This is a genomic window from Streptomyces sp. NPDC004721 (genome assembly GCF_053601495.1).
In genome coordinates this window covers 1-20,725 of sequence record NZ_JBSGBZ010000004.1, presented here as the reverse complement: position 1 = coordinate 20,725, position 20,725 = coordinate 1, and the positions used below count along the sequence as shown (strand labels likewise).

Annotated in this window: 19 protein-coding genes and 1 pseudogene; 12 read left to right on the top strand and 8 right to left on the bottom strand. The window is 72.9% G+C overall.

Annotation, left to right across the window (positions count from 1 at the left end; translation table 11 throughout):
• Positions 1 to 56 precede the first annotated feature (56 nt).
• Positions 57 to 830 carry a sulfite exporter TauE/SafE family protein gene (locus ACWEK3_RS04365; protein ID WP_453248900.1) on the bottom strand — a complete coding sequence of 258 codons (774 nt, stop codon included), beginning with the start codon at positions 828 to 830 and terminating at the stop codon, positions 57 to 59.
• Positions 831 to 893: 63 nt separating this feature from the next.
• Here ACWEK3_RS04365 and ACWEK3_RS04360 point away from each other — a divergent pair, with 63 nt between their 5' ends.
• From ACWEK3_RS04360 to ACWEK3_RS04345, 4 genes are all read left to right on the top strand, one after another.
• Positions 894 to 1,700, top strand: coding sequence for an alpha/beta hydrolase (locus ACWEK3_RS04360; RefSeq protein ID WP_453248899.1), 807 nt, complete (start codon positions 894 to 896; stop codon positions 1,698 to 1,700).
• A gap of 202 nt (positions 1,701 to 1,902) precedes the next feature.
• Positions 1,903 to 2,385, top strand: a complete 483-nt coding sequence (locus ACWEK3_RS04355; RefSeq protein ID WP_361415718.1) for a Dps family protein — start codon at positions 1,903 to 1,905, stop codon at positions 2,383 to 2,385.
• A gap of 191 nt (positions 2,386 to 2,576) precedes the next feature.
• Positions 2,577 to 3,125 carry a hypothetical protein gene (locus tag ACWEK3_RS04350; protein WP_450546864.1) on the top strand — a complete coding sequence of 183 codons (549 nt, stop codon included), beginning with the start codon at positions 2,577 to 2,579 and terminating at the stop codon, positions 3,123 to 3,125.
• Between the two features lie 78 nt (positions 3,126 to 3,203).
• Positions 3,204 to 3,941: a DUF3566 domain-containing protein gene (locus ACWEK3_RS04345; RefSeq protein WP_453248898.1), complete on the top strand. Its 738-nt coding sequence runs from the start codon at positions 3,204 to 3,206 to the stop codon at positions 3,939 to 3,941.
• Between the two features lie 89 nt (positions 3,942 to 4,030).
• On the opposite strand, the gene ACWEK3_RS04340 is transcribed toward ACWEK3_RS04345, so the two are convergent.
• Positions 4,031 to 4,915 carry a Cof-type HAD-IIB family hydrolase gene (locus tag ACWEK3_RS04340; RefSeq protein ID WP_453248897.1) on the bottom strand — a complete coding sequence of 295 codons (885 nt, stop codon included), beginning with the start codon at positions 4,913 to 4,915 and terminating at the stop codon, positions 4,031 to 4,033.
• A gap of 393 nt (positions 4,916 to 5,308) precedes the next feature.
• Between ACWEK3_RS04340 and ACWEK3_RS04335 the strand changes: the two genes are divergently transcribed.
• From ACWEK3_RS04335 to ACWEK3_RS04320, 4 genes are read left to right on the top strand one after another with little or no spacing between them, the layout of a single operon-like run.
• Positions 5,309 to 6,121, top strand: coding sequence for an SAM-dependent methyltransferase (locus ACWEK3_RS04335; RefSeq protein WP_453248896.1), 813 nt, complete (start codon positions 5,309 to 5,311; stop codon positions 6,119 to 6,121).
• Between the two features lie 49 nt (positions 6,122 to 6,170).
• Positions 6,171 to 7,574: a glutamine synthetase gene (locus tag ACWEK3_RS04330; protein ID WP_450546860.1), complete on the top strand. Its 1,404-nt coding sequence runs from the start codon at positions 6,171 to 6,173 to the stop codon at positions 7,572 to 7,574.
• On the top strand, positions 7,574 to 8,788 hold the full coding sequence (locus tag ACWEK3_RS04325; protein WP_450546859.1) for an amidohydrolase family protein: 1,215 nt from the start codon (positions 7,574 to 7,576) through the stop codon (positions 8,786 to 8,788). Before ACWEK3_RS04330 ends, ACWEK3_RS04325 begins: the two co-directional genes overlap by 1 nt.
• 34 nt (positions 8,789 to 8,822) lie before the next feature.
• Positions 8,823 to 9,350, top strand: a complete 528-nt coding sequence (locus tag ACWEK3_RS04320) for an NUDIX hydrolase family protein (protein ID WP_361415809.1) — start codon at positions 8,823 to 8,825, stop codon at positions 9,348 to 9,350.
• Between the two features lie 58 nt (positions 9,351 to 9,408).
• Here ACWEK3_RS04320 and ACWEK3_RS04315 read toward each other — a convergent pair whose 3' ends face one another.
• From ACWEK3_RS04315 to ACWEK3_RS04295, 5 genes are all read right to left on the bottom strand, one after another.
• Positions 9,409 to 10,875, bottom strand: coding sequence for a sialate:H+ symport family MFS transporter (locus ACWEK3_RS04315; protein ID WP_450546868.1), 1,467 nt, complete (start codon positions 10,873 to 10,875; stop codon positions 9,409 to 9,411).
• Positions 10,876 to 10,935: 60 nt separating this feature from the next.
• Complete coding sequence (locus ACWEK3_RS04310) at positions 10,936 to 11,619, bottom strand: N-acetylmannosamine-6-phosphate 2-epimerase (protein ID WP_453248895.1); 684 nt, start codon at positions 11,617 to 11,619, stop codon at positions 10,936 to 10,938.
• Positions 11,616 to 12,560, bottom strand: coding sequence for an ROK family protein (locus ACWEK3_RS04305; RefSeq protein WP_450546857.1), 945 nt, complete (start codon positions 12,558 to 12,560; stop codon positions 11,616 to 11,618). The genes ACWEK3_RS04310 and ACWEK3_RS04305 overlap by 4 nt, the downstream gene beginning before the upstream one ends.
• Positions 12,557 to 13,516 (bottom strand): dihydrodipicolinate synthase family protein, encoded by a 960-nt coding sequence (locus ACWEK3_RS04300; protein ID WP_453248894.1) that lies wholly within the window; start codon positions 13,514 to 13,516, stop codon positions 12,557 to 12,559. Before ACWEK3_RS04300 ends, ACWEK3_RS04305 begins: the two co-directional genes overlap by 4 nt.
• 220 nt (positions 13,517 to 13,736) lie before the next feature.
• The gene (locus ACWEK3_RS04295) at positions 13,737 to 14,510 is read right to left on the bottom strand and encodes a FadR/GntR family transcriptional regulator (RefSeq protein WP_450546855.1); all 774 of its coding nucleotides are present in this window, start codon (positions 14,508 to 14,510) and stop codon (positions 13,737 to 13,739) included.
• 152 nt (positions 14,511 to 14,662) lie between these two features.
• Between ACWEK3_RS04295 and ACWEK3_RS04290 the strand changes: the two genes are divergently transcribed.
• The 4 genes from ACWEK3_RS04290 (at position 14,663) to ACWEK3_RS04275 (ending at position 20,336) form a co-directional block, all read left to right on the top strand.
• Positions 14,663 to 16,237, top strand: a complete 1,575-nt coding sequence (locus ACWEK3_RS04290; RefSeq protein WP_453248893.1) for an ABC transporter substrate-binding protein — start codon at positions 14,663 to 14,665, stop codon at positions 16,235 to 16,237.
• A 91-nt stretch (positions 16,238 to 16,328) separates the two neighbouring features.
• Positions 16,329 to 17,279, top strand: coding sequence for an ABC transporter permease (locus ACWEK3_RS04285; protein WP_361415742.1), 951 nt, complete (start codon positions 16,329 to 16,331; stop codon positions 17,277 to 17,279).
• 1 nt (position 17,280) lies between these two features.
• Positions 17,281 to 19,368 (top strand): dipeptide/oligopeptide/nickel ABC transporter permease/ATP-binding protein, encoded by a 2,088-nt coding sequence (locus tag ACWEK3_RS04280; RefSeq protein WP_453248892.1) that lies wholly within the window; start codon positions 17,281 to 17,283, stop codon positions 19,366 to 19,368.
• The gene (locus tag ACWEK3_RS04275) at positions 19,365 to 20,336 is read left to right on the top strand and encodes an oligopeptide/dipeptide ABC transporter ATP-binding protein (protein WP_453248891.1); all 972 of its coding nucleotides are present in this window, start codon (positions 19,365 to 19,367) and stop codon (positions 20,334 to 20,336) included. The genes ACWEK3_RS04280 and ACWEK3_RS04275 overlap by 4 nt, the downstream gene beginning before the upstream one ends.
• Before the next feature lie 68 nt (positions 20,337 to 20,404).
• On the opposite strand, the pseudogene ACWEK3_RS04270 reads toward ACWEK3_RS04275, so the two are convergent.
• Positions 20,405 to 20,725, bottom strand: a pseudogene (locus tag ACWEK3_RS04270) (nucleoside deaminase); the annotation flags it as partial.

Here is a 20,725-nt window from a genome sequence, read left to right as displayed (position 1 = left end):
GACTACTTCGCGCTCCGGACACCTCCCGATCCGGACACTCTCGACCGGATGACCGGCTAGCGCAGCAGCAGTTGCAAGCCGCCCACGACGGTGGCCGCGATCACCAGCTGTTCGAACAGCCGCTGGTTGATGCGGTGCACCGCCCACTTGCCGAGCAGCGCACCGGGCACGACGAAGACCACGAGCACGGCGTCCAGGAGGAGCGAGCGGCCGTCGATCAGTCCGAGACCGGCGCTGAACGGCACCTTGGAGACGTTGACGATCAGGAAGAAGAAGGCCGACGTACCGAGGAAGCCGAGCTTGCGGAAGCCCGCCGACAGCAGGTACAGCGACATCACCGGGCCGCCCGCGTTGGCGACCATGGTGGTGAAGCCGCCGAGGACGCCGTAGGAGCGGGCCTTGAGGCGGCCCGGACGGGTGCTGACCGCCTCGGGCTCCTCCCCCCGGTCGGCGCTGCGGCGCCGCCATACCGTCACCCCCGCCATCAGCAGCAGGATCGCCCCGATCGACGTCCGTACGATCCCGTCGTCGGCCCACATCAGGAACAGGGTGCCGACGACCACCCCCGCCGCGACCGCCGGGAACAGCCGCCACAGCGTGGGCCAGTGAGCGTGCCGCCGGTAGGTGAGGACGGCGAGGACGTCGCCGGCGATCAGGACCGGCAGCAGCACTCCTGTGGAGGCGCGGGCGGGCAGGACGGCCGCGAAGACGGCCAGGCTGACCGTGTTGGCCCCGCTGACGGCGGTCTTCGAGAAGCCGACGAGCAGGGCCGCGAAGGCGAGCGCGGCGAATCCCCACCCGGATATGTTCCAGAGCGTCATCGTGTTCATGCGGTGACCGATGTTATGTCCTGACAACCGCGGGGCGTAAGGACCGTCTCACCTGGAGGGGTCGTGGCCGACGTCCGCGAGCACGTCCTGACCGGCGTCCGGGGCGCCCTCGCCGTCCGCGAGTGGCCGCACCCGCGACCGCGGTACGTCGCGCTCGTGGTGCACGGGTACGGCGAGCACTCCGGCCGCTACGAGGAGCCGGCGCGCGCACTGGGCGCGCACGGAGCGGCCGTATACGCCCCCGACCACATGGGCCATGGGAAATCGGCGGGCGAACGCGTGGTGGTCGAGGACTTCGAGGAGGTCGTCACCGACGTGCGCGCCGTGGCGGATCTCGCCCGTGCCGCGCACCCCGGGCTGCCGCTCGTGCTGATCGGCCACTCCATGGGCGGGCTGATCTCCACCCGCTACGCCCAGCGCCACGGCGCGGAACTCGCCGCGCTCGTGCTGTCCGGGCCGGTCATCGGCGCCTGGGAGCTCCCGGGCCGGCTGCTGGCCCTGGACGAGATCCCCGACACGCCGGTCAGCCCGGCCGCGCTCTCCCGGGACCCGGCGGTCCGTGCGGCGTACGCGGCGGACCCGCTCGTCTGGCACGGCCCGATGAAGCGGCCGACGGTCGAGGCGTTCGCGCGGACCCTGAAGGCCGTCGCCGAGGGCGGCGACGTCGGGGAGCTGCCCGTGCTGTGGCTGCACGGCGACGACGACCGGCTGGTCCCGCTCGACGGGAGCCGGGCCGGGGCCGAGCGGCTCGGCGGCACGCTGACCGAGCGGATCTACCCGGGCGCCCGGCACGAGGTGTTCCTGGAGACGAACCGGGCGGAGGTGTTCGCCGACATGACGGACTTCCTGGACCGCGTACTCGCGCGCTGAGCGCCCGTCTCGGGCCCGGAAAAGGGCGTCCGACCTGGGCGGGGCGGTTGTTTGCCCCCTTTCGACGAGGGCACTCGCGCCCCCATGGAGTGGTTGCGCGGTGCGGTTGGGACCGGCCGGGACCAGCGAGGCCGAACGCATCGCGCCGCTCCGTACCGCCAGAGACGACTCCCAGAGACGACTCCCCAAGGAGGACCACCGCATGACTGTCGTGAAGAGCACGATCCCCGAAGCGGCCCGTCAGGTCACCGGGGACGCGCTGCAGAGCACTCTCGTGGACCTTCTCGGGCTCTCCCTGATCGGGAAGCAGGCGCACTGGAACATCGTGGGACCGCGGTTCCGGTCCATCCACCTCCAGCTCGACGAAGTGGTGGCGGCGGCCCGCGAGTTCGCCGACACGGTCGCGGAGCGCGCCGCGGCGCTCGGCCTGCCGCCGGACGGACGCCCGGAGACGATCGCCTCGGCCTTCACGCTGCCCGGCCCCAAGGACGGCTGGGTGCGCGACACGGAGGTCGTCGCGGTCATGGTCGAGTCCCTGGAGGCGGCCATCAAGCGGCTGCGCGAGCGCATCGACGCGACGGAGAAGCCCGACCCGGTCACCCAGGACCTGCTGATCACGATCACGGCCGAACTGGAGAAGCAGCGCTGGATGTTCGCCGCCGAGAACGTGAGCGAGCGCGGCTGAGCACCGCACGGCGGCGGGCCGGCCGGTCCGGCGTACGCACCGCCGTCACCCGAGCGGCCCCGTCCCGCGGCGGCGGGCATGCGGGACGGGAGCGCCACGCCTAACGTCGAAACCGCACACCAACGGCGGTGTCCGGGACGGCCCCAACGCCGTCCGAGGATGCCGGTTCGGCGTGGGAGGCCGGTCAGCCAATGAGACTCACCGAAGCACGCCGCCGCGACCGGGACCCGGACCGGCCGCTGCTCGTCAGCAGATGGCATGAGACGGCGGACCGGCATCTGACCCCGCTGCGACGGTCGTTGCTGATCACCTGGATCTCCTTCGGGGTCACCTTCGGCACCGTCCGCGTCATCACGCACGGCATCCGGGGCGGCTGGCTGCCCTGGGGCAACATCTCCGCCGGTGGCGAGCACCTGCACCACTACAACATCGGCATCGCCACCCTCGCCGGCGTGGGCCTGATCGCCGTACGCGGTGACGAACGCGCGGTCGGGCACCCCGCCGTCGCGGCCGCCTACGGCTGCGGCACCGCCCTCATCTGCGACGAGTTCGCACTCCTGCTGGATCTCAAGGACGTCTACTGGGCCAAGCAGGGGCGGATCAGCGTCGACGTCTCCCTCGGAGTGCTCTCCGTGCTGGGCGCCTACCTGACGGCAAAGCCGTTCTGGCACGAGATCGGCCGTGTCACCCGGCACCACATCGTCGCCGCGGCCGCACGCCACGGCAGCGCCACCGCCTGATTCCCGCACCGCCCAGCACGGCCCGGCCGCCGTCATGCACGCCGCGCGGGCGGTCGCACCCACCGTGAGGAGCAAGGCATGAGCCCAGCCGAGCGCCAGGAGCGCGGCACCGAGGCCTCGGGGCAGGACCCCGCCCCCCAGCAGTGCGGGGTCGCAGACCGGCCCGTGCGGTCCCAGGCGGCGGGACCGGGGCCGTCCGCGATACGTATGCGCATATCGCGGGCCGATCCCTGGTCGGTGATGACGACGAGTTGTCTGGTGCTGCTGGGACTCGGTGCCTGCGTGCTCGTCACCATGGTGCTCGTCTGGGCCATGCTCACCGCGATGGACCCGGAAGCCTGGCCCTCCTTCGGCTGGACGCTCGTCATCGCCGCCGGTGTCGTCACCCTGGAGGTCGTCCTGGGTACGGCCATGGCGACCCTGGGCGCGTTCCTCTACAACATGTCCTCGCAGTACGCCGGGGGTGTTCATCTGACGCTGGCAGAGGACGCGGCGGCCGCCTCCGATCTCCGGCCCGACCTCCGGCCCGATCTGCTTCCGGACGTCGGCGGGGTGTTCCACCGTTTCCAGGACCGCCTGGGATTTCCGCCGCCCGGCTGCGGAGCGCGCTACGTCGAGTTCGTCGACCGCTGCGGCGACGCGTGGCGGCGGCTGCGCGGCCGGGTCGGCGGCGGGCGGATCACTCCGCAGGACACTCGGCAGGACAGTTGGTACGACACTCGGCAGGACAAGGACAGCCGGCCCGGCCCGGACGACCGCGACCGCAGGGACCGGGACGACCCGGACACCCGGGTCGAGGAGACCACTCCCGGCTGACGGCCCCGGCTCCCAGCTGACGGCCTGGACTCCCCTCTGCCGACAGCCAGGACTCCCCCGGCTCCGGGCACCCCGCGGGCAGCCGGCGGTCAGCCGCCGAGGCCGGGCGGCAGGCGCAGCAGGCGCGCGATGGTGCGCAGTACCCCGTTGTCGTTGTTGGAGGGGGCCAGATGGCGGGCCCGGCCGATGACCTCGGGGTGGGCGTTGGCCATGGCGAACGACCACTCGGCGGCGTCCAGCATCTCCAGGTCGTTGAGGTAGTCGCCGAACACCAGGGTCTGGGCGGGCGTGATCCCCAGGTCCCGCTGGAGCCGGCGCAGCGCGGCGCCCTTGTCGGCGGTGCGGTTCATCACGTCGACCCAGTGCTCGCCCGAGACGACGACCTGGTGGGTGGCGGCGAACCGCGCCAGCACCGGGGCGGTGGTCCGCTCGGCCGACCCGAAGTCGAACAGGGCCACCTTGATGATGTCGTCGTCGACGGCCGCCGCGTCCGGCACGATCCGGTGCCGTACGTAGTACTTGCGGACCTCGGTCAGGAAGGCCTCGTCGGTCCGCTCCACATAGGCCGACCGCTTGCCGCAGACCACGGCGCCCACGTCCACGCCCTGGGCGACGAGTTCCCGTACGGATCCGACGAGGCGGGCCGCGACGGCCGGGTCCAGGGGGGCGGAGCTCAGCTCCATTCCGTCCCGGACGACGTAGGTGCCGTTCTCCGCGATGAACACCATGCCCTCGTCGTGGCCGGCGAACTGCTCGGCCAGCGTCGCGTACTGACGGCCGCTCGCGGGGCTGAACAGCACCCCGCGGCGGCGCAGTTCGGCCAGGGTCGGCCACAGTCCGGCCGGGAGCCGCTTGGCGTCGTCCAGGAGCGTGCCGTCCATGTCGGTGACGATCAGCCGTATGCCGACGGGGCCGGTGACGGTTTCCGGGGCGGGTTCGGGGGTGGTGAGCAGGGGCGAGGGTGTGCTGGGCATGTCCGTTTTCCGTGGCGGGCGCGGCGGGCGCGTCCGGGGTGGTGGGGCGCCGGCTCCGTTGCCGTGCGCGAGGGGTGCGGTGGTCGACGCCGTACCGACTCCGCGACGTCGCCGGCCGGGTCGGCCGGGCCGTGCCTCCGCGGTGGCGCCACGGCCCCGCCAGCCTACCGGGGCCTCCTGGCAGGGGTTCCGTCCCGATCAGGTCCGGGGCCGCCCGGGGCCCGAGTCCGGCGGTCTCCCCGGCCGGCCGGGTTCGGCCGATTCCCGGACACGGTGATCACCGGGCGGCACAATGGCGACGTCGGCCGCGGCCGGCCGCGGGCAGGGCGCGACCACGGCCACGACCGTCACGAGACGGCACGAGACGGCACGCGACGAACCAGGAGTGCAGACGTGAGCGAGAGCCACACCCCGCCGGACGGGTCGGCGAGGCTGAACACCGCGGTGGCGCACAACGCGCGCGTGTGGAACTACTGGGTCGGCGGCAAGGACAACTACGAGGTCGACCAGCAGGTCGGCGAGCACGTCGCCGGGATGTTCCCGGTGATCCGGGACGTGGCCCGCGCCGACCGCGAGTTCCTCGGACGGGCGGTCCGCCACCTGACCGCCGAGCGCGAGGTGCGCCAGTTCCTGGACGTCGGCACCGGGCTGCCGACGGTCGACAACACCCACGACACAGCCCAGCGGATCGCCCCGGACGCGCGGATCGTGTACGTCGACAACGACCCGGTCGTCCTCGCGCACGCCCGCACGCTGCTGACCAGCACCCCCGAGGGCGCCACCGCCTACATCGAGGCCGATGTGCACGACCCGGAGGCCATCGTCGAGCGTGCCTCCGCGACCCTCGACTTCGGCCGGCCCGTCGCGGTGATGATGCTGGGCATCCTGAACTTCGTGCTGGACACCGACCAGGCGCGCGACATCGTCCGCCGTGTCATGGCGGCGGTCCCCTCGGGCAGTTTCCTGGTGCTGACGCACCCCACCTACGACGCCGACCTCGGCGGCGAGGGCAACGTCCCGGCGATGGAGTTCTGGAACGCCAACGCCACACCGCCGATCACCGCCCGCTCCCGTGCCGAGGTGGCCGCCTTCCTCGAGGGCCTGGATCTGGTCGAGCCGGGCCTGGTGCCGTGCTCGCGGTGGCGCCCGGACGGCGACTCCCCCGCCGCGGTACCGCAGTTCGGCGCGGTCGCCGTGAAACCCTGACGCGGGCGGTACCCGGCCGCCGGTTCGCCCGAGCCCGTCGAGGAGGACTATGACCACCCTTGCCGACCCCGTCCCCGGCGGGCGTCCCGGCGACGTCGAACGGGCCACCGCGCTCAGCGGTGAACTCGCCGGGCGAGGCGTGCACGGAGTCGTCCTGGCCTACGTCGACACCGCGGGGATCGCCCGGGTCAAGACGGTACCGACGGCCAAACTCCCCTCGGCGGCGGCCTGGGGGGTGGGCATGTCCCCGGTGTTCGACACCTTCCTGGCGCACGACTCGATCGTCACCACCGACGTCCTCGGCTCCCCCGACGGCGATCTGCGGCTCTACCCCGACCTCGATCACCTGGTGGTCCTGTCCGGCCAGCCCGGCTGGGCCTGGGCCCCGGTCGACCGGATCACGCAGGAGGGCGAGCGCCACCCCGGGTGCAGCCGTACGTTCCTGCGCAGGATCACCGCCGACGCCGAGCGGCACCACGGCCTCACCTTCGAGGCGGCCATCGAGGTCGAGTGGGCCGTGGGCCAAGGACACGCGCCCGGGGGCGAGTTCGAGCCCGCGGTGTCGGGTCCGGCGTACGGGGCCGTCCGGCAGGTGGAGCTGAGCGACTGCGCCGCCGACCTGCTGGCGGCCCTCGCGGCGCAGGGCGTGGACGTGGACCAGTTCCACCCCGAGTACGCGGCCGGGCAGTTCGAGGTGTCCGTCGGCGCGCTGGACCCGGTGGCGGCGGCCGACCGCAGCGTGCTGGTGCGGCAGACCGTGCGGGCCGTGGCCCGGCGGCACGGGCTGAAGGTCTCCTTCGCGCCGGCGGTCCTGGCGCGGGGCGTGGGCAACGGCGGTCATGTCCACCTCTCGGCCTGGCGCGACGGGACCAACCTGCATTCCGGGGGCGACGGCCGCCACGGCATGACGGCCGAGGCCGAGTCCTTCACGGCCGGCCTCCTCGCCCATCTGCCCGCGCTGACGGCGGTGACCGCGCCGAGCCCGTCCAGCTATCTCAGACTCAAGCCCTCCCAGTGGGCCGGGGTGTTCACCGCCTGGGGCCGGGAGACCCGCGAGGCCGCGCTGCGCGTGGTCACCGGGACCCGGGGGCAGGGCGCGCGGGCGGCCAACCTGGAGGTCAAACCGGTCGACCTCGCGGCCAACCCGTACCTGGCGCTGGGCTGCCTGATCGCCGCCGGGCTGGACGGGACGGCGTCGTCAGCGTCCCTGCCCGAGGAGATCACAGGGGACCCGGCCCGGTTCGGTGAGGCGGAGGCGGCGGCCCGGGGCGTACGGCGCCTGCCGGTCTCGCTGGCGGAGGCGGTCGCCGCGTTCCGTGGGGACGACCTGCTGCACACGGCTCTCGGACCGGTCCTCGCCGACGCGGTCACCGCCGTGCGGCAGGGCGAGATCGCGGCTGTCGAGGGGCTGGACGACGAGCAGGTCGCGGCGGCGTACCGCTGGACGTACTGATGAGCGCGTCGACCGGGGCCGGAGCGGTCCAGGAGGCGCTGGCGGCGCTGCCGCTCGTGGACCACCACTGCCACGGGGTCGTCACCGCCGACCTGGACCGGACCGGCTTCGAGTCCCTGCTCACCGAGGGCGAGGCATGGCCCGGCAGCGGGATCTCGCCGTTCGACAGCCCGGTCGGCGTGGCCGTGCGCCGCCACTGCGCGCCGGTCCTCGACCTGCCGCGACACGCGCCCGCGGAGGAGTATCTGGCCCGCCGCACCGAGCTGGGCGCGGCGGAGGTCAACCGGCGCTTCCTCGGCGCCTGCGGCACGAAGGTCTTCTGCGTCGACACCGGATTCGCTCCCGAGCCCGGCACCACCCCGCGGGAGCTGGCAGGCGCGGCGGGCGGTGGCGCGGTGGCGTACGAGGTCGTGCGGCTGGAGCGCGTCGCGGAGGCCGTGGCGGCCGGGGGCGTCGAGCCCGGCGAGTACGGCGCCGCCTTCCGTGCGGCCGCGCAGGACGCCGTGCGGCGGCCGGGCGTGGTCGCGGTGAAGTCGGTGGCCGCGTACCGCACCGGCTTCGACCTGGACCCGGCACGCCCCTCGCCGGAGGAGGTCACGCGGGCGGCGGCCGGCTGGCTCGCCGGGGCGGGCGACCGTCTCGACGACCCGGTGCTCGTACGGCATCTGCTGTGGACGGCCGTCGACCTCGGTCTTCCCCTCCAGTTGCACACCGGGTTCGGCGACGGCGACATCCGCCTGCACCGCGCGGACCCCGTCCTTCTGACCGACTGGCTGCACCTGACCGCCGGCACGATCCCGGTCCTGCTGCTGCACTGCTGGCCCTACCAGCGCCAGGCAGCCTATCTGGCCGCCGTGTTCGAGCGGGTGTACCTCGACGTCGGTCTGACGCTGCACCACGTGGGTCCCGCCCGGGCCCGGGCGGTCCTGGCCGAGGCCCTGGAGATCACGCCGTTCCGCAAGCTGCTGTACAGCTCCGACGCCTACGGTGTGGCCGAGTTCCACCACCTGGGCGCGGTGGCCTTCCGGCAGGGACTGGCCGGGCTGCTGCGGGAGCGGGTGGACGCCGACGAGCTGAGCCCGGCGGACGCGCTGCGGATCGCCCGCTGGGCGGGGCGGCACAACGCCCGGCGGGTCTACGGATTCACCGACCTCACCGACCTCGACGACCCCGCTGACCCCACCGATCTCCCTGCCACCGACCTCCCCCGTTGAGCACCACTGAAAGTATGATCAAGTGATGTCTGACATGACCGAAACCACGCCCGGTTGGCTGACCACGGACGAGCTGGAGTCGGCACGCGCCCGCATGCCGATCCTGTACGTCGAGGCGGTGCCGGTGCGCGTCGACGACAGCGGCGAAGTGACCAGCATCGGCCTGCTGCTGCGCATCGGACCGGACGGAACGGTCAACCGGACCCTGGTCTCCGGCCGGGTGCTGCACCACGAGCGCGTGCGGGACGCCCTGCTGCGCCATCTGGAGAAGGACCTCGGTCCGGTGGCGCTGCCCCGCGTGCCGGCTTCCCTCCAACCGTTCACCGTCGCCGAGTACTTCCCGACGGCCGGCATCACGCCGTACCACGACCCGCGTCAGCACGCCGTGTCGCTGGCCTACATCGTGCCGGTCGCCGGCGACTGCCGTCCCCGGCAGGACGCGCTGGACCTGGTGTGGTTCAGCCCGCAGGAGGCGGCCTCCGCAGCGCTGCAGAGCGAGATGCCGGGCGGGCACGGGGTGCTGCTCAAGCAGGCGCTGGCCCACGTGGGTCACGCGTACTGACGGGCGCCGCGAAGGGCGCCTCCGGTATCACCGGCGGCGCCCTCCCAGGCACGGCCGGCTATCCGGCGGTCGCACGGGCCGCCGGGGCCGGGCGGCGGTCCTCCTCCATGACGAGGTGGTCGGCCGGCCCGTCCGGGTCGAGGAGCCGACCCAGCCGGCCCGGCACGTCGAAGCCGACGAGGACCACGACGATCATCGTCCCGGCGAAGGTGAGGACGGCCAGCGCGTGGCCCAGGTCCATGCCGGAGGCGAGGCGGGCGCCGAGGACGGGGGCCACAGCGCCGCCCAGGGCGCCCACGTTGTAGGTGAAGCCCAGCGCGGCGGCCCGGGTGTGGGTCGGGAAGTGGCCGCCGATGTACCGGGGCAGCAGCCCGGAGATGCCGAAGCTGGTGGCCTGGAGCACGAACAGCAGCACGCCGAGCAGCGGCAGGCTGTCGCGTACCGCGAAGACCGGGAAGACGAAGGCCAGTGAGGCCAGCAGCGTGAAGGCGTACGCCTTCCTGGTGCCGATCCAGTCGCCCATGAACCCGGCCAGCCAGCAGCCGGCCATCGTGCCGAAGCCCGCGTAGTAGAGCGCGTCGGTGACCTGGCCGGCGTCGTAGCCCAGGTCGGTCTTCAGATAGGTGGGCAGCAGCGCCTGGATGGGCCAGGAGTACAGGAACGCGAAGAAGATCGTGACGATCATCGACACGTACAGCAGCCAGCCGCGGCGGCCGCCCAGCTGCACGGCGAAGGCGATCAGGCACGCTCCGGCGAGCACCGACAGCACCGGTACGAGACCGTCGCCGAGCGGGGTGAAGACGGCGAAGAGCGAGACGGTGGCCGCCACCGCGAGCACCACGTTGACGGTGGCCCTGGACCGGGTGGTGAACAGCGGGCGGAAGGGGTTGGGCCGCTGCTCCCGCTCGGCGACCGAGGCCCTCCAGTCGGCGGCCTCGGGCAGCGCGCGGCGCATCCACAGCGCGACCAGGACGGGGATCAGGCCGAGGTAGAACATCCAGCGCCAGCCGAGCGACGGCACGACCCACTTGTAGACCTGGGCGGCCAGCACCGTGCCGACGGAGTAACCGGAGATCAGGAAGCCGCTGGCCCGGTTGCGCATGTGCACCGGCCAGCTCTCCATCACGTAGGTGGCGCTGGACGAGTATTCGCCGGCCATGCCCATGCCGATGGCGAGCCGGGCGACGAACAGGCTGGTGTAGTCCCAGGCGAATCCGCAGGCGAAGGTGCCCAGGGAGTACAGCAGGATGCTGACCACCATCGACAGCTTCCGCCCGAAGCGGTCACCGAGCGCACCGAGGAGCGCGCCGCCGAGCCACCGTGTGATGAACGCGGCGGAGACCAGGCTCGCCGCCTGGACGGTGTCGAGGTGGAAGTCGGCGCTGATCTCGGTGAGGACCAGGGTGATCAGGACGAAGTCGAAGCCGTCGAGGACGTAGCCGATCCAGGCGGCGAAGAACGACTTCCACTGACTGCGGCCCACCTGGCGGAACCAGGGCGGCTTGGATGGCGCGGTGAGGTGCACGGTTGCTCCAGGATGCCGGACGGACTCGTCGCCGAGCACCGTCGGAAGGTAAAGGCGCCTCTATCGACGTGTGAGGTGCGTCGCGAAGCGGTGGGTGAGGGCGGTCGGGGCGGTGATGGCGGTGCCGACGACCACGCTGTGGGCGCCCCGGGCGAGCGCCTCGGCCGCCTCCTCGGGGGTGCCGATCCGTCCCTCGGCGACGACCGGGGTGCCGGTCGCGCGGGCGAGGGCGGCGACCAGTTCCAGGTCGGGGCCGGACTGGCGCGGGGAGCCGGGCGCGTATCCCGACAGGGTGGTGGAGACGAAGTCGGCGCCCTGCCGGGCGGCGAGCACGCCTTCCTCCAGCGTGGCGACGTCCGCCATGACCAGGGCGCCCGCGGAGTGCACGGCGGTCACGAGGTCGGCGAAGGAGCCGCCGTCCGGGCGCGGGCGCGCCGTGGCGTCGGCGGCGACCACCTGGGCGCCGGCCTCGGCGACGGCGAGGGCGTGGCGCACGGTCGGGGTGATGTAGACGCCGGTGTCGCCGTCCTTCCACAGCCCGATCACGGGCAGGGCGACGGTGGCGGCGACGGCGGCCACCACCTCGGGACCGTTGACGCGGACGGCCGCGGCGCCGCCGGCCTCGGCGGAGCGCGCCAGCCGGACCAGGGTCGCGGTGTCGCGCATCGGGTCGCCCTCGGGAGCCTGGCAGGAGACGATCAGCCGGCCGGCGACGGCGGCTACGGGCGAGGGGGTCGTGGTCATCGAGGTCCTTCCGAGGAGTGCGGGGACAGGGTGCGGGTGAGCAGGGCCGCCCCCAGTACGGCCGCGTCGGATCCGAGGCGCGGCGGCACCGGGCGCAGCCGGCGCAGGGGGGCCATCAGCTCGGCGCGGAAGGCGTCGGTCAGCGCGGACCAGTACAGGTCACCGATCCGTGGTACGCCGCCGCCGATCACGACGCGGTCCGGGCCGAGCGCGTTGGCCAGGCCGCCGACGGCGCTTCCCGTGGCCCGTGCCCCGGTGGTGATCGCCTGCCGTGCGGTGGCGTCGCCCGCGGCGGCGCGTTCCGCCACGGTCTGGAGGCGGTCGGCCGGCCGGCCGCTCAGGCGCTCGTACAGCGCGGTGATCGCGGGTCCCGAGGCGATCGCCTCGAGGTGGCCGCTGCCGCCGCAGGTGCAGGGCAGGCCGGTGGCCTCGGGGCTCGGTACATGGCCCAGGTGGCCCGCGATGCCGGCGCTGCCGTGCAGCATCCGGCCGTCCACCGCGACGGCGCCGCCGACTCCGGTGCCCACGGCGACGTAGACGAGGGAGGCGGACGGGTCGCCGGCCTCGACGAGTTCGGTGGCGGCCGTGGCGCGTACGTCGTTGTCGCAGGCGACCGGCAGCCCCGTACGGTCGGACAGGCCCGCGGCCAGTGCGGTGCCGGCCCATCCGGTGATGGAGTCGGTGGCGCTGGTGACGGTGCCGGTGCGCGGGTCCACGACACCGGCGGCGGCGACTCCGATCGCCCGGGCGCCGTCGTCCACCTCGCGGGCCGCGGCGGCGAGCGCGTCGAGCACGGCCCGCGCGCCCGCCCGCGCCGGTGTCGGGCGGGCGTGCCGGCGCAGCACCGTGCCGTCCGGGCCGACCAGGGCGGCCGCGATCTTGGTGCCGCCCAGGTCGAGTCCGATGACGGGAGCGGTGCCGGGGGCCGGGGTCCGCGTCATCGGACCGGGGTGAGCCCGGCGGCGCGCAGCCGCGCGTCGACCTCGGCGACGGGTGCGGCGCCCAGCTGGATCTGCGGGAAGGCGGTGTCGCCGCAGTCGATGACGCCCAGCAGGCGCAGCGCCGCCTTGAACGCGCCCAGCGCGGAGGAGCTGCGGCCCATCTCGGCCTCGGGGCCCGCGTCGACCATGGCGAACAGGCCGGTGAGCCGCTCCTGCTCCTTGACGGCCGACGACCAGTCGCCGGCCCGGGCCGCCTCGTAGAGCCGGACGTAGCCGGCGGGGTCGACGTTGCCCAGGCCGGGAACGACGCCGTCGACGCCGGCCAGCAGCGCCGCGTCGACGGTCAGTTCGGAGCCGGTGAGGACGGAGAAGGCGGGCGCGGGTCCCTCGGCGCGGCCCTGGCGTCCGCCGAGTGCGACGAGCAGGCGGCGCAGGGAGCCCTCGTCGCCGCTGCTGTCCTTGAGGCCGGCCAGGGTGCCGTCGGCGGCCAGTTCGAGGATCAGGGCGGTCGACAGCTTGCTGTGCACGGAGACCGGCAGGTCGTAGGCGAACAGCGGCAGTTCCACCGTCTGGCGGATCCGGCGGAAGTGGGCGGCGATCTCCCGGGGGTGGGTGCGGGTGTAGAAGGGCGCGGTGACCACCAGCGCGTCCGCGCCGAGCCGGGCCGCCTGGCGGGCGTGGTCGAGGACGCGGGGGGTGGTGGTGTCGATGACGCCCGCGAGGACCGGTACCCGTCCGTCGACCGCGTTGACCACCGTCTCCAGGGCGGTGCCCCGCTGCTCGTCGGTGAGGTAGGCGACCTCGCTGGTCGAGCCGAGGGCGAAGAGCCCGTGGACGCCGCCGTCGAGCAGGTGCTCGACCAGCCGGGCCAGGGACGCCGTGTCGACCTCGCCGTGGGCGTCGAGCGGGGTGCACACGGGCGGGACGACTCCGCGCAGGGGTGCGGTCAGAGGCATGGGGGCTACTCCATGGGCTGGAAGACGGAACTGCTGATCGCGGCCGGCTGCTCCACGAAAGGGACGTCAGATGTCTGACGTCTGAACAATAAGACGCAGCCGCCCGGGTCGGTCAAGAGGGGGATGGCTCACACTCTCGATTCCGACCCGGGCGGCAAGTCCCGACGAGGGGAACGACGTCCGGGGCCCGCCGGTACGGGCGGGCCGCTCCGGTGACCGGTCAGGCGGTGCGCTCGACCTCGCCCACCGGGCCCCGGCCCGCCTGCGCCTGAGCCTCCGCCAGCCGCCTGCGCACCGGCGCGTAGTGGCCGGAGAGGGCGTGCACGAACCCCTCGACATCCCCCTGCCTGGCCGCCCGCACGATGGCGCGGTGGTCGGCGATGGTTCCCGCCTCGGCCTCCTCGGAGATGCCCTCCAACTGCGGCGCGACGATGGCGTAGACATCCCAGAAGGCCAGCGAGAGCTGGCTGACCAGCTCGTTCTGGAGCGGTTCCATCAGCCGCTCATGGAAGGCCCGGTCGCATTCCGCGAAGCCGTGGTCGTCGTGGGCGCCGCGACGGTCCATCTCGTCGACGAGGACGTCGAGGGCGTCGAGATCCTCGGACCCGAGCGTCGCCATGATGCGTGCGGCCATGCCGCGTTCGATCAGCTCGCGCACCTCGACCAGCTCGGACAGGATCCGGAAGTCGTCCTTGGGACTGAGCAGACCACGGAAGGCCAGGCCCTCCACCAGCGCGGACAGGCTCAGCCGGCCGACATACGTGCCATGACCGCGCCTCACCTCGACGATGTCCAGCACCGCCAGGGTCTTCACGGCCTCGCGGACGCTGGACCTGCTGGCGCCGAGGGCGGTGCACAGTTCCGCCTCCGACGGCAGCGGGTCTCCCGGCTTGAGGTGATTGTCGAGGATGTAGCTCTTGATCGCCTCCGAGACCTCCTGACGCAGTGACGGCCTGACCGCCGCTCGGACCTCTTGCGGACGCGACGAATTCACCTCTTGACCCCTTCTGCTCAATGAAGCTACCTTCACAGCCTATCAAGGTCGGACATCAGACGTCTGATGTCGCGGCCTCAATTCTTCTTCCATTTCCCCGCGTTGTGCCGCCCCTGGAGGGACCTCACGTGTCGTACAAGACGCCCGTCGGCATGGATCGTCGCAGATTCCTGCGCTACGCGAGCGCCCTCGGGGCCGCCTCGGCCCTGACCGCCTCGATCTCCGCGTGCAGCGGCCCGGCCTCGACCGGCTCGAACACCGGCGCGAGCGGCGGAGGAGGCACGGACACCATCGAGACGGGCATCTCCTACGCGCTCTCGACCGGCTTCGACCCGATGATCGCCTCCGGCGCCACCCCGATCGCGGCCAACCTGCACGTCTTCGAGGGCCTGGTGGACCTGGACCCGGTCACGCTCGAGGCCCGGCCCGGCCTGGCCACCGCGCTGCCCGTCAAGGTGAACGCCACCACCTACCGCGCCACCCTGCGCGAGGGCGCCACCTTCCACGACGGATCCGACGTCACCGCCGAGGACGTCGTGTACAGCTTCGAGCGGATCCTCGACGAGAAGAACGCGTCCCTGATGGCGCAGTTCCTGCCGTTCCTCGACTCGGTCAAGGCGGTGGACGCCAAGACGGTCGAGTTCAAGCTGAAGTACCCCTTCGCGCTGTTCCCCGGCCGTGTCTCGGTCGCCAAGATCGTTCCGAAGAAGCTGGTGGAGGCGGACCAGAAGGGCTTCGACGCCCTGCCCGTGGGCTCGGGCCCCTACCGGATGGTCTCGGCGACCCGCGAGGACAAGATCGTCTTCGAGGCGTACGACAAGTACAACGGCAGCCACCCGGCCAAGGCCAAGAAGATGGTCTGGCGCCTGGTCTCCGACCCCGCCGCCCGGGTCAGTGCCATGGAGTCGGGCCGGGTGCAGGCCATCGAGGACGTGCCCTACCTGGACGTGGACCGCCTCGCCAGGAAGGCGAAGGTCGAGTCCGTGCAGTCCTTCGGCCTGCTCTTCCTGATGTTCAACTGCAAGCAGAAGCCCTTCGACGACAAGCGCGTGCGCCAGGCGCTCCACTACGCGCTGGACACCGACAAGCTCATCACCACGGCCATGGCCGGCAACGGCTCGGCCGCCCGCAGCTACCTCCAGCCCACCCACCCCGACTTCCACCAGGCCGCCACGGTCTACGGGCACGACCCGGCCAGGGCCAGGAAGCTGCTCGGCGAGGCCGGCGTCAAGAACCTCACGGTCACCCTGCTCACCACCGACACCGGCTGGGTCAAGGACGTGGCCCCGCTGGTCAAGGAGAGCTGGGACGCCATCGGCGTGAAGACCACGCTGAGCATCGGCCAGTCCTCGGCCCAGTACGCCAAGGTGGACGCCGGCTCCTACACGGTCCTGCTCGCCCCCGGCGACCCGTCCGTCTTCGGCAACGACGTCGACCTGCTGATGCGCTGGTACTACTCGGGACTGTGGCCCGAGAGCCGCTATGGCTGGGGCGGGACCGCCGCGTACAAGAAGGTCAACTCCCTGCTGGACAAGGCCGCCCAGGCCACCGACGAGGCCACGCGCAAGGACCTGTGGGGCCAGGCCGTCGACCTGGTCGCGGACGAGGCCGCCCTCTACCCCGTCCTGCACCGCAAGCTGCCCACCGCCTGGAACGACAAGGCGCTGAAGGGCTTCAAGCCCCTGCCGACCACGGGCCTGTCCCTCCTGGACGTCAGCCGCGCCTGACCCGCGTCTGACCCCGGAGCCGCGGCAGCCGCCCGGCCCCCGCCGGGCGGCTGCCGCGCCCCGGTGCCCTCCCCTTCCCTAGGAACCCACGATGGTCACATTCCTCCGGCTCGCGCTGCGCCGTCTGGCGATCATGCCGGTGATGATCCTCGGCATCACGCTGCTCGTCTTCGTGGTGCTTCAGTTCTCGCCCGTCGATCCCGCCTACAACGCCCTGGGCGACGGCGCCTCGGCCGCGGCCCGCGCCGCCTTCGCCGAGGCCAACGGCCTCAACGACCCACTGCCGGTGCGCTACGTCCGCTTCCTCGGCCAGTTGCTGAGCGGCGACCTCGGCTCCACCGTGCCGCCCAGCCAGCCGGTGCTCGACCGGATCTCCATCGCGCTGCCCCTCACCATCCAGCTCACCGCCCTGGGCCTGGTGATCGCGATCGTCCTCGCCCTCGTGCTCGGCGTGACCGGCGCGGTCTTCCGGGACCGCTGGCCCGACCAGCTCACCCGTGTGCTGTCGATCGCGGGCGTCGCCATCCCGTCGTTCTGGCTCGGAGTGCTGCTCATCCAGCAGTTCGCCCTGAACAGCCCGGTGTTCCCCACCGGCGGCTACGTCAACCCGGCCGACTCCTTCAGCGGCTGGCTCAGGTCCATGGCCCTGCCGGCCTTCGCCCTCGCCGTCCCCGTGGCGGCCTCGCTGGCCCGTCTGGTGCGGACCTCCATGGTGGCCGAACTGGACCGCGACTACGTACGGACCGCCACCGGCAACGGGCTGCCCCGCCACGTCGTCGTCCGGGGCGTGCTGCGCAACGCGCTCATCACTCCGCTGACCGTGCTCGGCGTACGGGTGGGCTACCTGCTCAGCGGCGCGGTCGTGATCGAGACGATCTTCGACCTGCCCGGCATGGGCAAGCTGATCCTCGAGGGGGTCACCGGCGGCGACGTCGCCCTCGTCCAGGGCACCGTGCTCACCATCGCCGTCGCCTTCCTGGTCGTCAACGTCGTCGTCGACCTGCTGTACCTGCTGGTCAACCCGCGTATCAGGACGGTGTGACATGTTCCCCAGAAGCGGTCTCGTCAGGAGACTGTCCCGCCCCGGCATCCGGTTCCGGGCGCTTCCCCTGTCCTCGCGCCTCGCTCTGGGCGTGCTGGGGATCGTGGTCCTCGCCGCCGTGTTCGCGCCGCTGATCGCCGCCGATCCGCTCGCCACCGGCACCCCCGTCCAGGCACCCGGCGGCGCCCACTGGTTCGGCACCGACCGGGTCGGCCGGGACATCTTCGCCCGTGTCGTCTACGGCGCCCGGTACTCCCTGGTCATCGGCCTGGGCTCGACCGCCGCCGCCCTCGTGCTGGGCGCGGTCCTCGGCTCGCTCGCCGCCACCTCGCGCAAACTGGGCGACGAGTCGGTGATGCGCACGCTCGACATCGTCATGGCCTTCCCGCCGATCGCGCTGGCGGCCGTGCTGGTCACCGTCTTCGGCACCAGCCTGCCCGTGCTCATCCTGTGCATCGCCTTCGTCTACATGCCCTCGCTCGCCCGTGTGGTGCGCGCCAACGTCATGGCGCAGTACGGCGAGGACTACGTGGCCGCCGAGAAGGTGATCGGCGCCCGCCGCGCGTACATCGTCGTTCGCCACGTGGCCGTCAACTGCGCCGCGCCCGTCATGGTGTTCGCCACGGTGCTGGTCGCCGACGCCATCATCTTCGAGGCCAGCCTGTCCTTCATCGGGGCCGGCGTGCAGGACCCCGACCCCAGCTGGGGCAACGTCCTGTCCTACGGCCGGCAGATCCTGCTGTCGGGCGGCTGGTGGGCCACCCTGCTGCCCGGACTGGTGCTGCTGGCGACCGTGCTCGCCCTGAACATCCTGTCCGAGGGCCTCACCGACGCGGCGGCGGCGCCGTCCGACGCGCGCGCCGACGACGGGGACACGCGGTCCGGGGCGGCTTCCGAGACGGGGTCCGCGACGTCCTCCGCGGTCGGGACCGCCGGTGCCGTCGGTGCCGTTGCTTCCGGTGAGTCCGCCGGTTCTGCCCAGTCCGCTGGTTCCGCCGAGACCGGCGACGGTGCGCGGCCCGACGTCACCCCGGTCGGCCCCTGCGCGGACGTCGACGCCGCGCTCGCCCGGCTGTCGGCGCGCGTGCTGAGCGGCCCAGCCGCCGTCGCACCGGTCGCCGACGACGCGGCCGAACTCCTGACAGTGAAGGACCTGACCATCCGCTTCCCCGACCGCTACGGCGACACCCGGGTCGTGGACGGCATCTCCTTCTCGGTCCGCGAGGGCGAGACCCTCGGCCTGGTCGGCGAGTCGGGCTGCGGCAAGAGCATCACCAGCCTGGCCGTCATGGGGCTGCTGGCCCGCAACGCCGAGGTCGGCGGGCGCATCGAGTACCGCGGCCGGAATCTCCTGGAGCTCGGCCCCCGGCAGCGCCGGGCCCTCAACGGCCCGGAGATCGCCATGGTCTACCAGGACGCGCTCTCCTCGCTGAACCCCTCGGTGCTCGTCGGCCGGCAGCTGAAGCAGCTCACCAGCCGCGGCGGTACGCAGACCCCCACCGAACTCCTCGAACTGGTCGGCCTCGACCCGCGGCGGACCCTGCGCAGCTACCCGCACGAACTCTCCGGCGGCCAGCGTCAGCGCGTACTGATCGCCATGGCGCTCTCCCGCAGCCCCCGCCTGCTGATCGCGGACGAACCGACCACCGCGCTCGACGTCACCGTCCAGGCCCAGGTGGTGGAACTGCTCGAACGGCTCCGCGACGAGCTCGGCTTCGCGATGATCCTCGTCTCCCACGACCTGGCGCTCGTCGGCGATCTGTCGCACCGGATCGCGGTGATGTACGCCGGCCAGGTCGCGGAGGTCGCCGAGACCCGGTCGCTGCTGTCCGCGCCCGCCCACCCCTACACTCGCGGGCTGCTCGGCTCGGTCGTGTCGCTGGAGACGGGTGCCGAGCGGCTGCACCAGATCCCCGGCATCGTCCCGGCGCCCCGCCGCTTCGGGGACGGCTGCCGGTTCGCCTCGCGCTGCGCCGCGGCGACCGACCTGTGCCGCACCACCCCGCCCGTGCCCGGCGGCGGGCCCGACCACAGCACCGCGTGCCACCACCCCGTGCCGGCCGCCCCGCTTCAGGAGAGCAACCGATGATCCGGCTCGACCACGTACACGTACGCCACAAGGCCCGCGGCGGCGGCCTGTTCGACCGAAGCCACGTGCACGCCCTGACCGACGCCTCGCTGGAGGTCGGGCGCGGGGAGATCGTCGGCCTGGTCGGCGAGTCCGGCTGCGGCAAGTCGACCCTGGCCCGGGTGCTCACCGGTCTGCAGCGGCCCACCGAGGGAACGGTCACCTTCCACGGCGAGGACCTGTGGGCGATGCCCGGTGCCCGGCGCCGCGACGAGTTCGGCTCCTCCGTCGGCGTCGTCTTCCAGGACCCGTCGACCGCTCTGAACCCCCGGCTGCCGGTGGGCCGGATCCTGCGCGACCCTCTGGACGTGCACCGGCGGGGCGACGTCAAGGAACGCGACGCGCGGGTCGAGGAGCTGCTGGACCTGGTCGGCCTGCCCGCGCACACCCTGCGGGCCCTGCCGGGACAGCTCTCGGGCGGGCAGCGCCAGCGCGTGGCCATCGCCCGCGCACTCGCCCTGGAACCCGAGTTGATCGTCGCCGACGAGCCGACCAGCGCACTCGACGTGTCGGTACGCGCGCAGGTCCTGAACCTGCTGGTGGACCTGCGGGACCGGCTGAACCTCGGCATGGTGTTCATCTCGCACGACATCCAGACCGTGCGGCACCTCGCCGACCGGCTCGCCGTGCTCTACCTCGGCCGGATCGTGGAGGAGGGTCCGGCGCGGCACGTCGCCGCCTCCCCCGCGCACCCGTACACCCAGGCCCTGCTGTCGGCCACCCCGAGCCTGATGGAGCGCAGCGAACGCATCGTGCTGCACGGCCCGGTGCCGTCGGCGGTCAACCCGCCGCCCGGCTGCCCCTTCAGCACCCGCTGCTGGAAGGCCGACGACGCCTGCCTGACCGCCTTCCCCGCGGCCGGGTCCGGCCCCGGCGAGTCCCACCGGTGGCACTGCGTCCATCCGCAGACCGAGGACGACCGGTCGTAGGGACGACTTCCCGTACGGGCCCTCTCCTCCACCTTGCCGAGGTGGAGGAGAGGGCCCGTACGCGGTTGTCAGGAGTCGGATCGGCGGGCCGCCGTGTGGAAGTCGCGGTGCAGTTCGCGCAGGCGGTCGGTCAGGGCCGGGACGGGGCCCTGCACCGTCAGGCCGGGTACCACGTCCTGGATCGGCAGGCAGCGCACCGGGGAGGGCGGCACGCCCAGTTCGGCCAGCCAGTCGGTCAACTGGGCTGCTGAGTGGGCGTAGACGATCCGGCCGAGGCCGGCCCAGCCGTGGGCGGCGGCGCACATGGGGCAGTGCTCCCCGGAGGTGAAGACGGTGGCCTCCGCCCGCTGCCGCTCGGTGAGATGGGCGGTGGCCCAGCGGACCAGCTC

Excerpts from the sequence above, each read along its gene's own strand:
- ACWEK3_RS04290 (WP_453248893.1), top strand. The coding sequence starts at position 14,663 with ATGGATCGTCGCAGATTCCTGCGCTACGCGAGCGCCCTCGGGGCCGCC.
- ACWEK3_RS04365 (WP_453248900.1), bottom strand. The coding sequence starts at position 830 with ATGAACACGATGACGCTCTGGAACATATCCGGGTGGGGATTCGCCGCG.
- ACWEK3_RS04330 (WP_450546860.1), top strand. The coding sequence starts at position 6,171 with ATGACCACCCTTGCCGACCCCGTCCCCGGCGGGCGTCCCGGCGACGTC.
- ACWEK3_RS04280 (WP_453248892.1), top strand. The coding sequence starts at position 17,281 with ATGTTCCCCAGAAGCGGTCTCGTCAGGAGACTGTCCCGCCCCGGCATC.
- ACWEK3_RS04350 (WP_450546864.1), top strand. The coding sequence starts at position 2,577 with ATGAGACTCACCGAAGCACGCCGCCGCGACCGGGACCCGGACCGGCCG.
- ACWEK3_RS04300 (WP_453248894.1), bottom strand. The coding sequence starts at position 13,516 with ATGCCTCTGACCGCACCCCTGCGCGGAGTCGTCCCGCCCGTGTGCACC.
- ACWEK3_RS04340 (WP_453248897.1), bottom strand. The coding sequence starts at position 4,915 with ATGCCCAGCACACCCTCGCCCCTGCTCACCACCCCCGAACCCGCCCCG.
- ACWEK3_RS04320 (WP_361415809.1), top strand. The coding sequence starts at position 8,823 with ATGACCGAAACCACGCCCGGTTGGCTGACCACGGACGAGCTGGAGTCG.
- ACWEK3_RS04285 (WP_361415742.1), top strand. The coding sequence starts at position 16,329 with ATGGTCACATTCCTCCGGCTCGCGCTGCGCCGTCTGGCGATCATGCCG.
- ACWEK3_RS04325 (WP_450546859.1), top strand. The coding sequence starts at position 7,574 with ATGAGCGCGTCGACCGGGGCCGGAGCGGTCCAGGAGGCGCTGGCGGCG.
- ACWEK3_RS04275 (WP_453248891.1), top strand. The coding sequence starts at position 19,365 with ATGATCCGGCTCGACCACGTACACGTACGCCACAAGGCCCGCGGCGGC.
- ACWEK3_RS04305 (WP_450546857.1), bottom strand. The coding sequence starts at position 12,560 with ATGACGCGGACCCCGGCCCCCGGCACCGCTCCCGTCATCGGACTCGAC.
- ACWEK3_RS04310 (WP_453248895.1), bottom strand. The coding sequence starts at position 11,619 with ATGACCACGACCCCCTCGCCCGTAGCCGCCGTCGCCGGCCGGCTGATC.
- ACWEK3_RS04345 (WP_453248898.1), top strand. The coding sequence starts at position 3,204 with ATGAGCCCAGCCGAGCGCCAGGAGCGCGGCACCGAGGCCTCGGGGCAG.
- ACWEK3_RS04355 (WP_361415718.1), top strand. The coding sequence starts at position 1,903 with ATGACTGTCGTGAAGAGCACGATCCCCGAAGCGGCCCGTCAGGTCACC.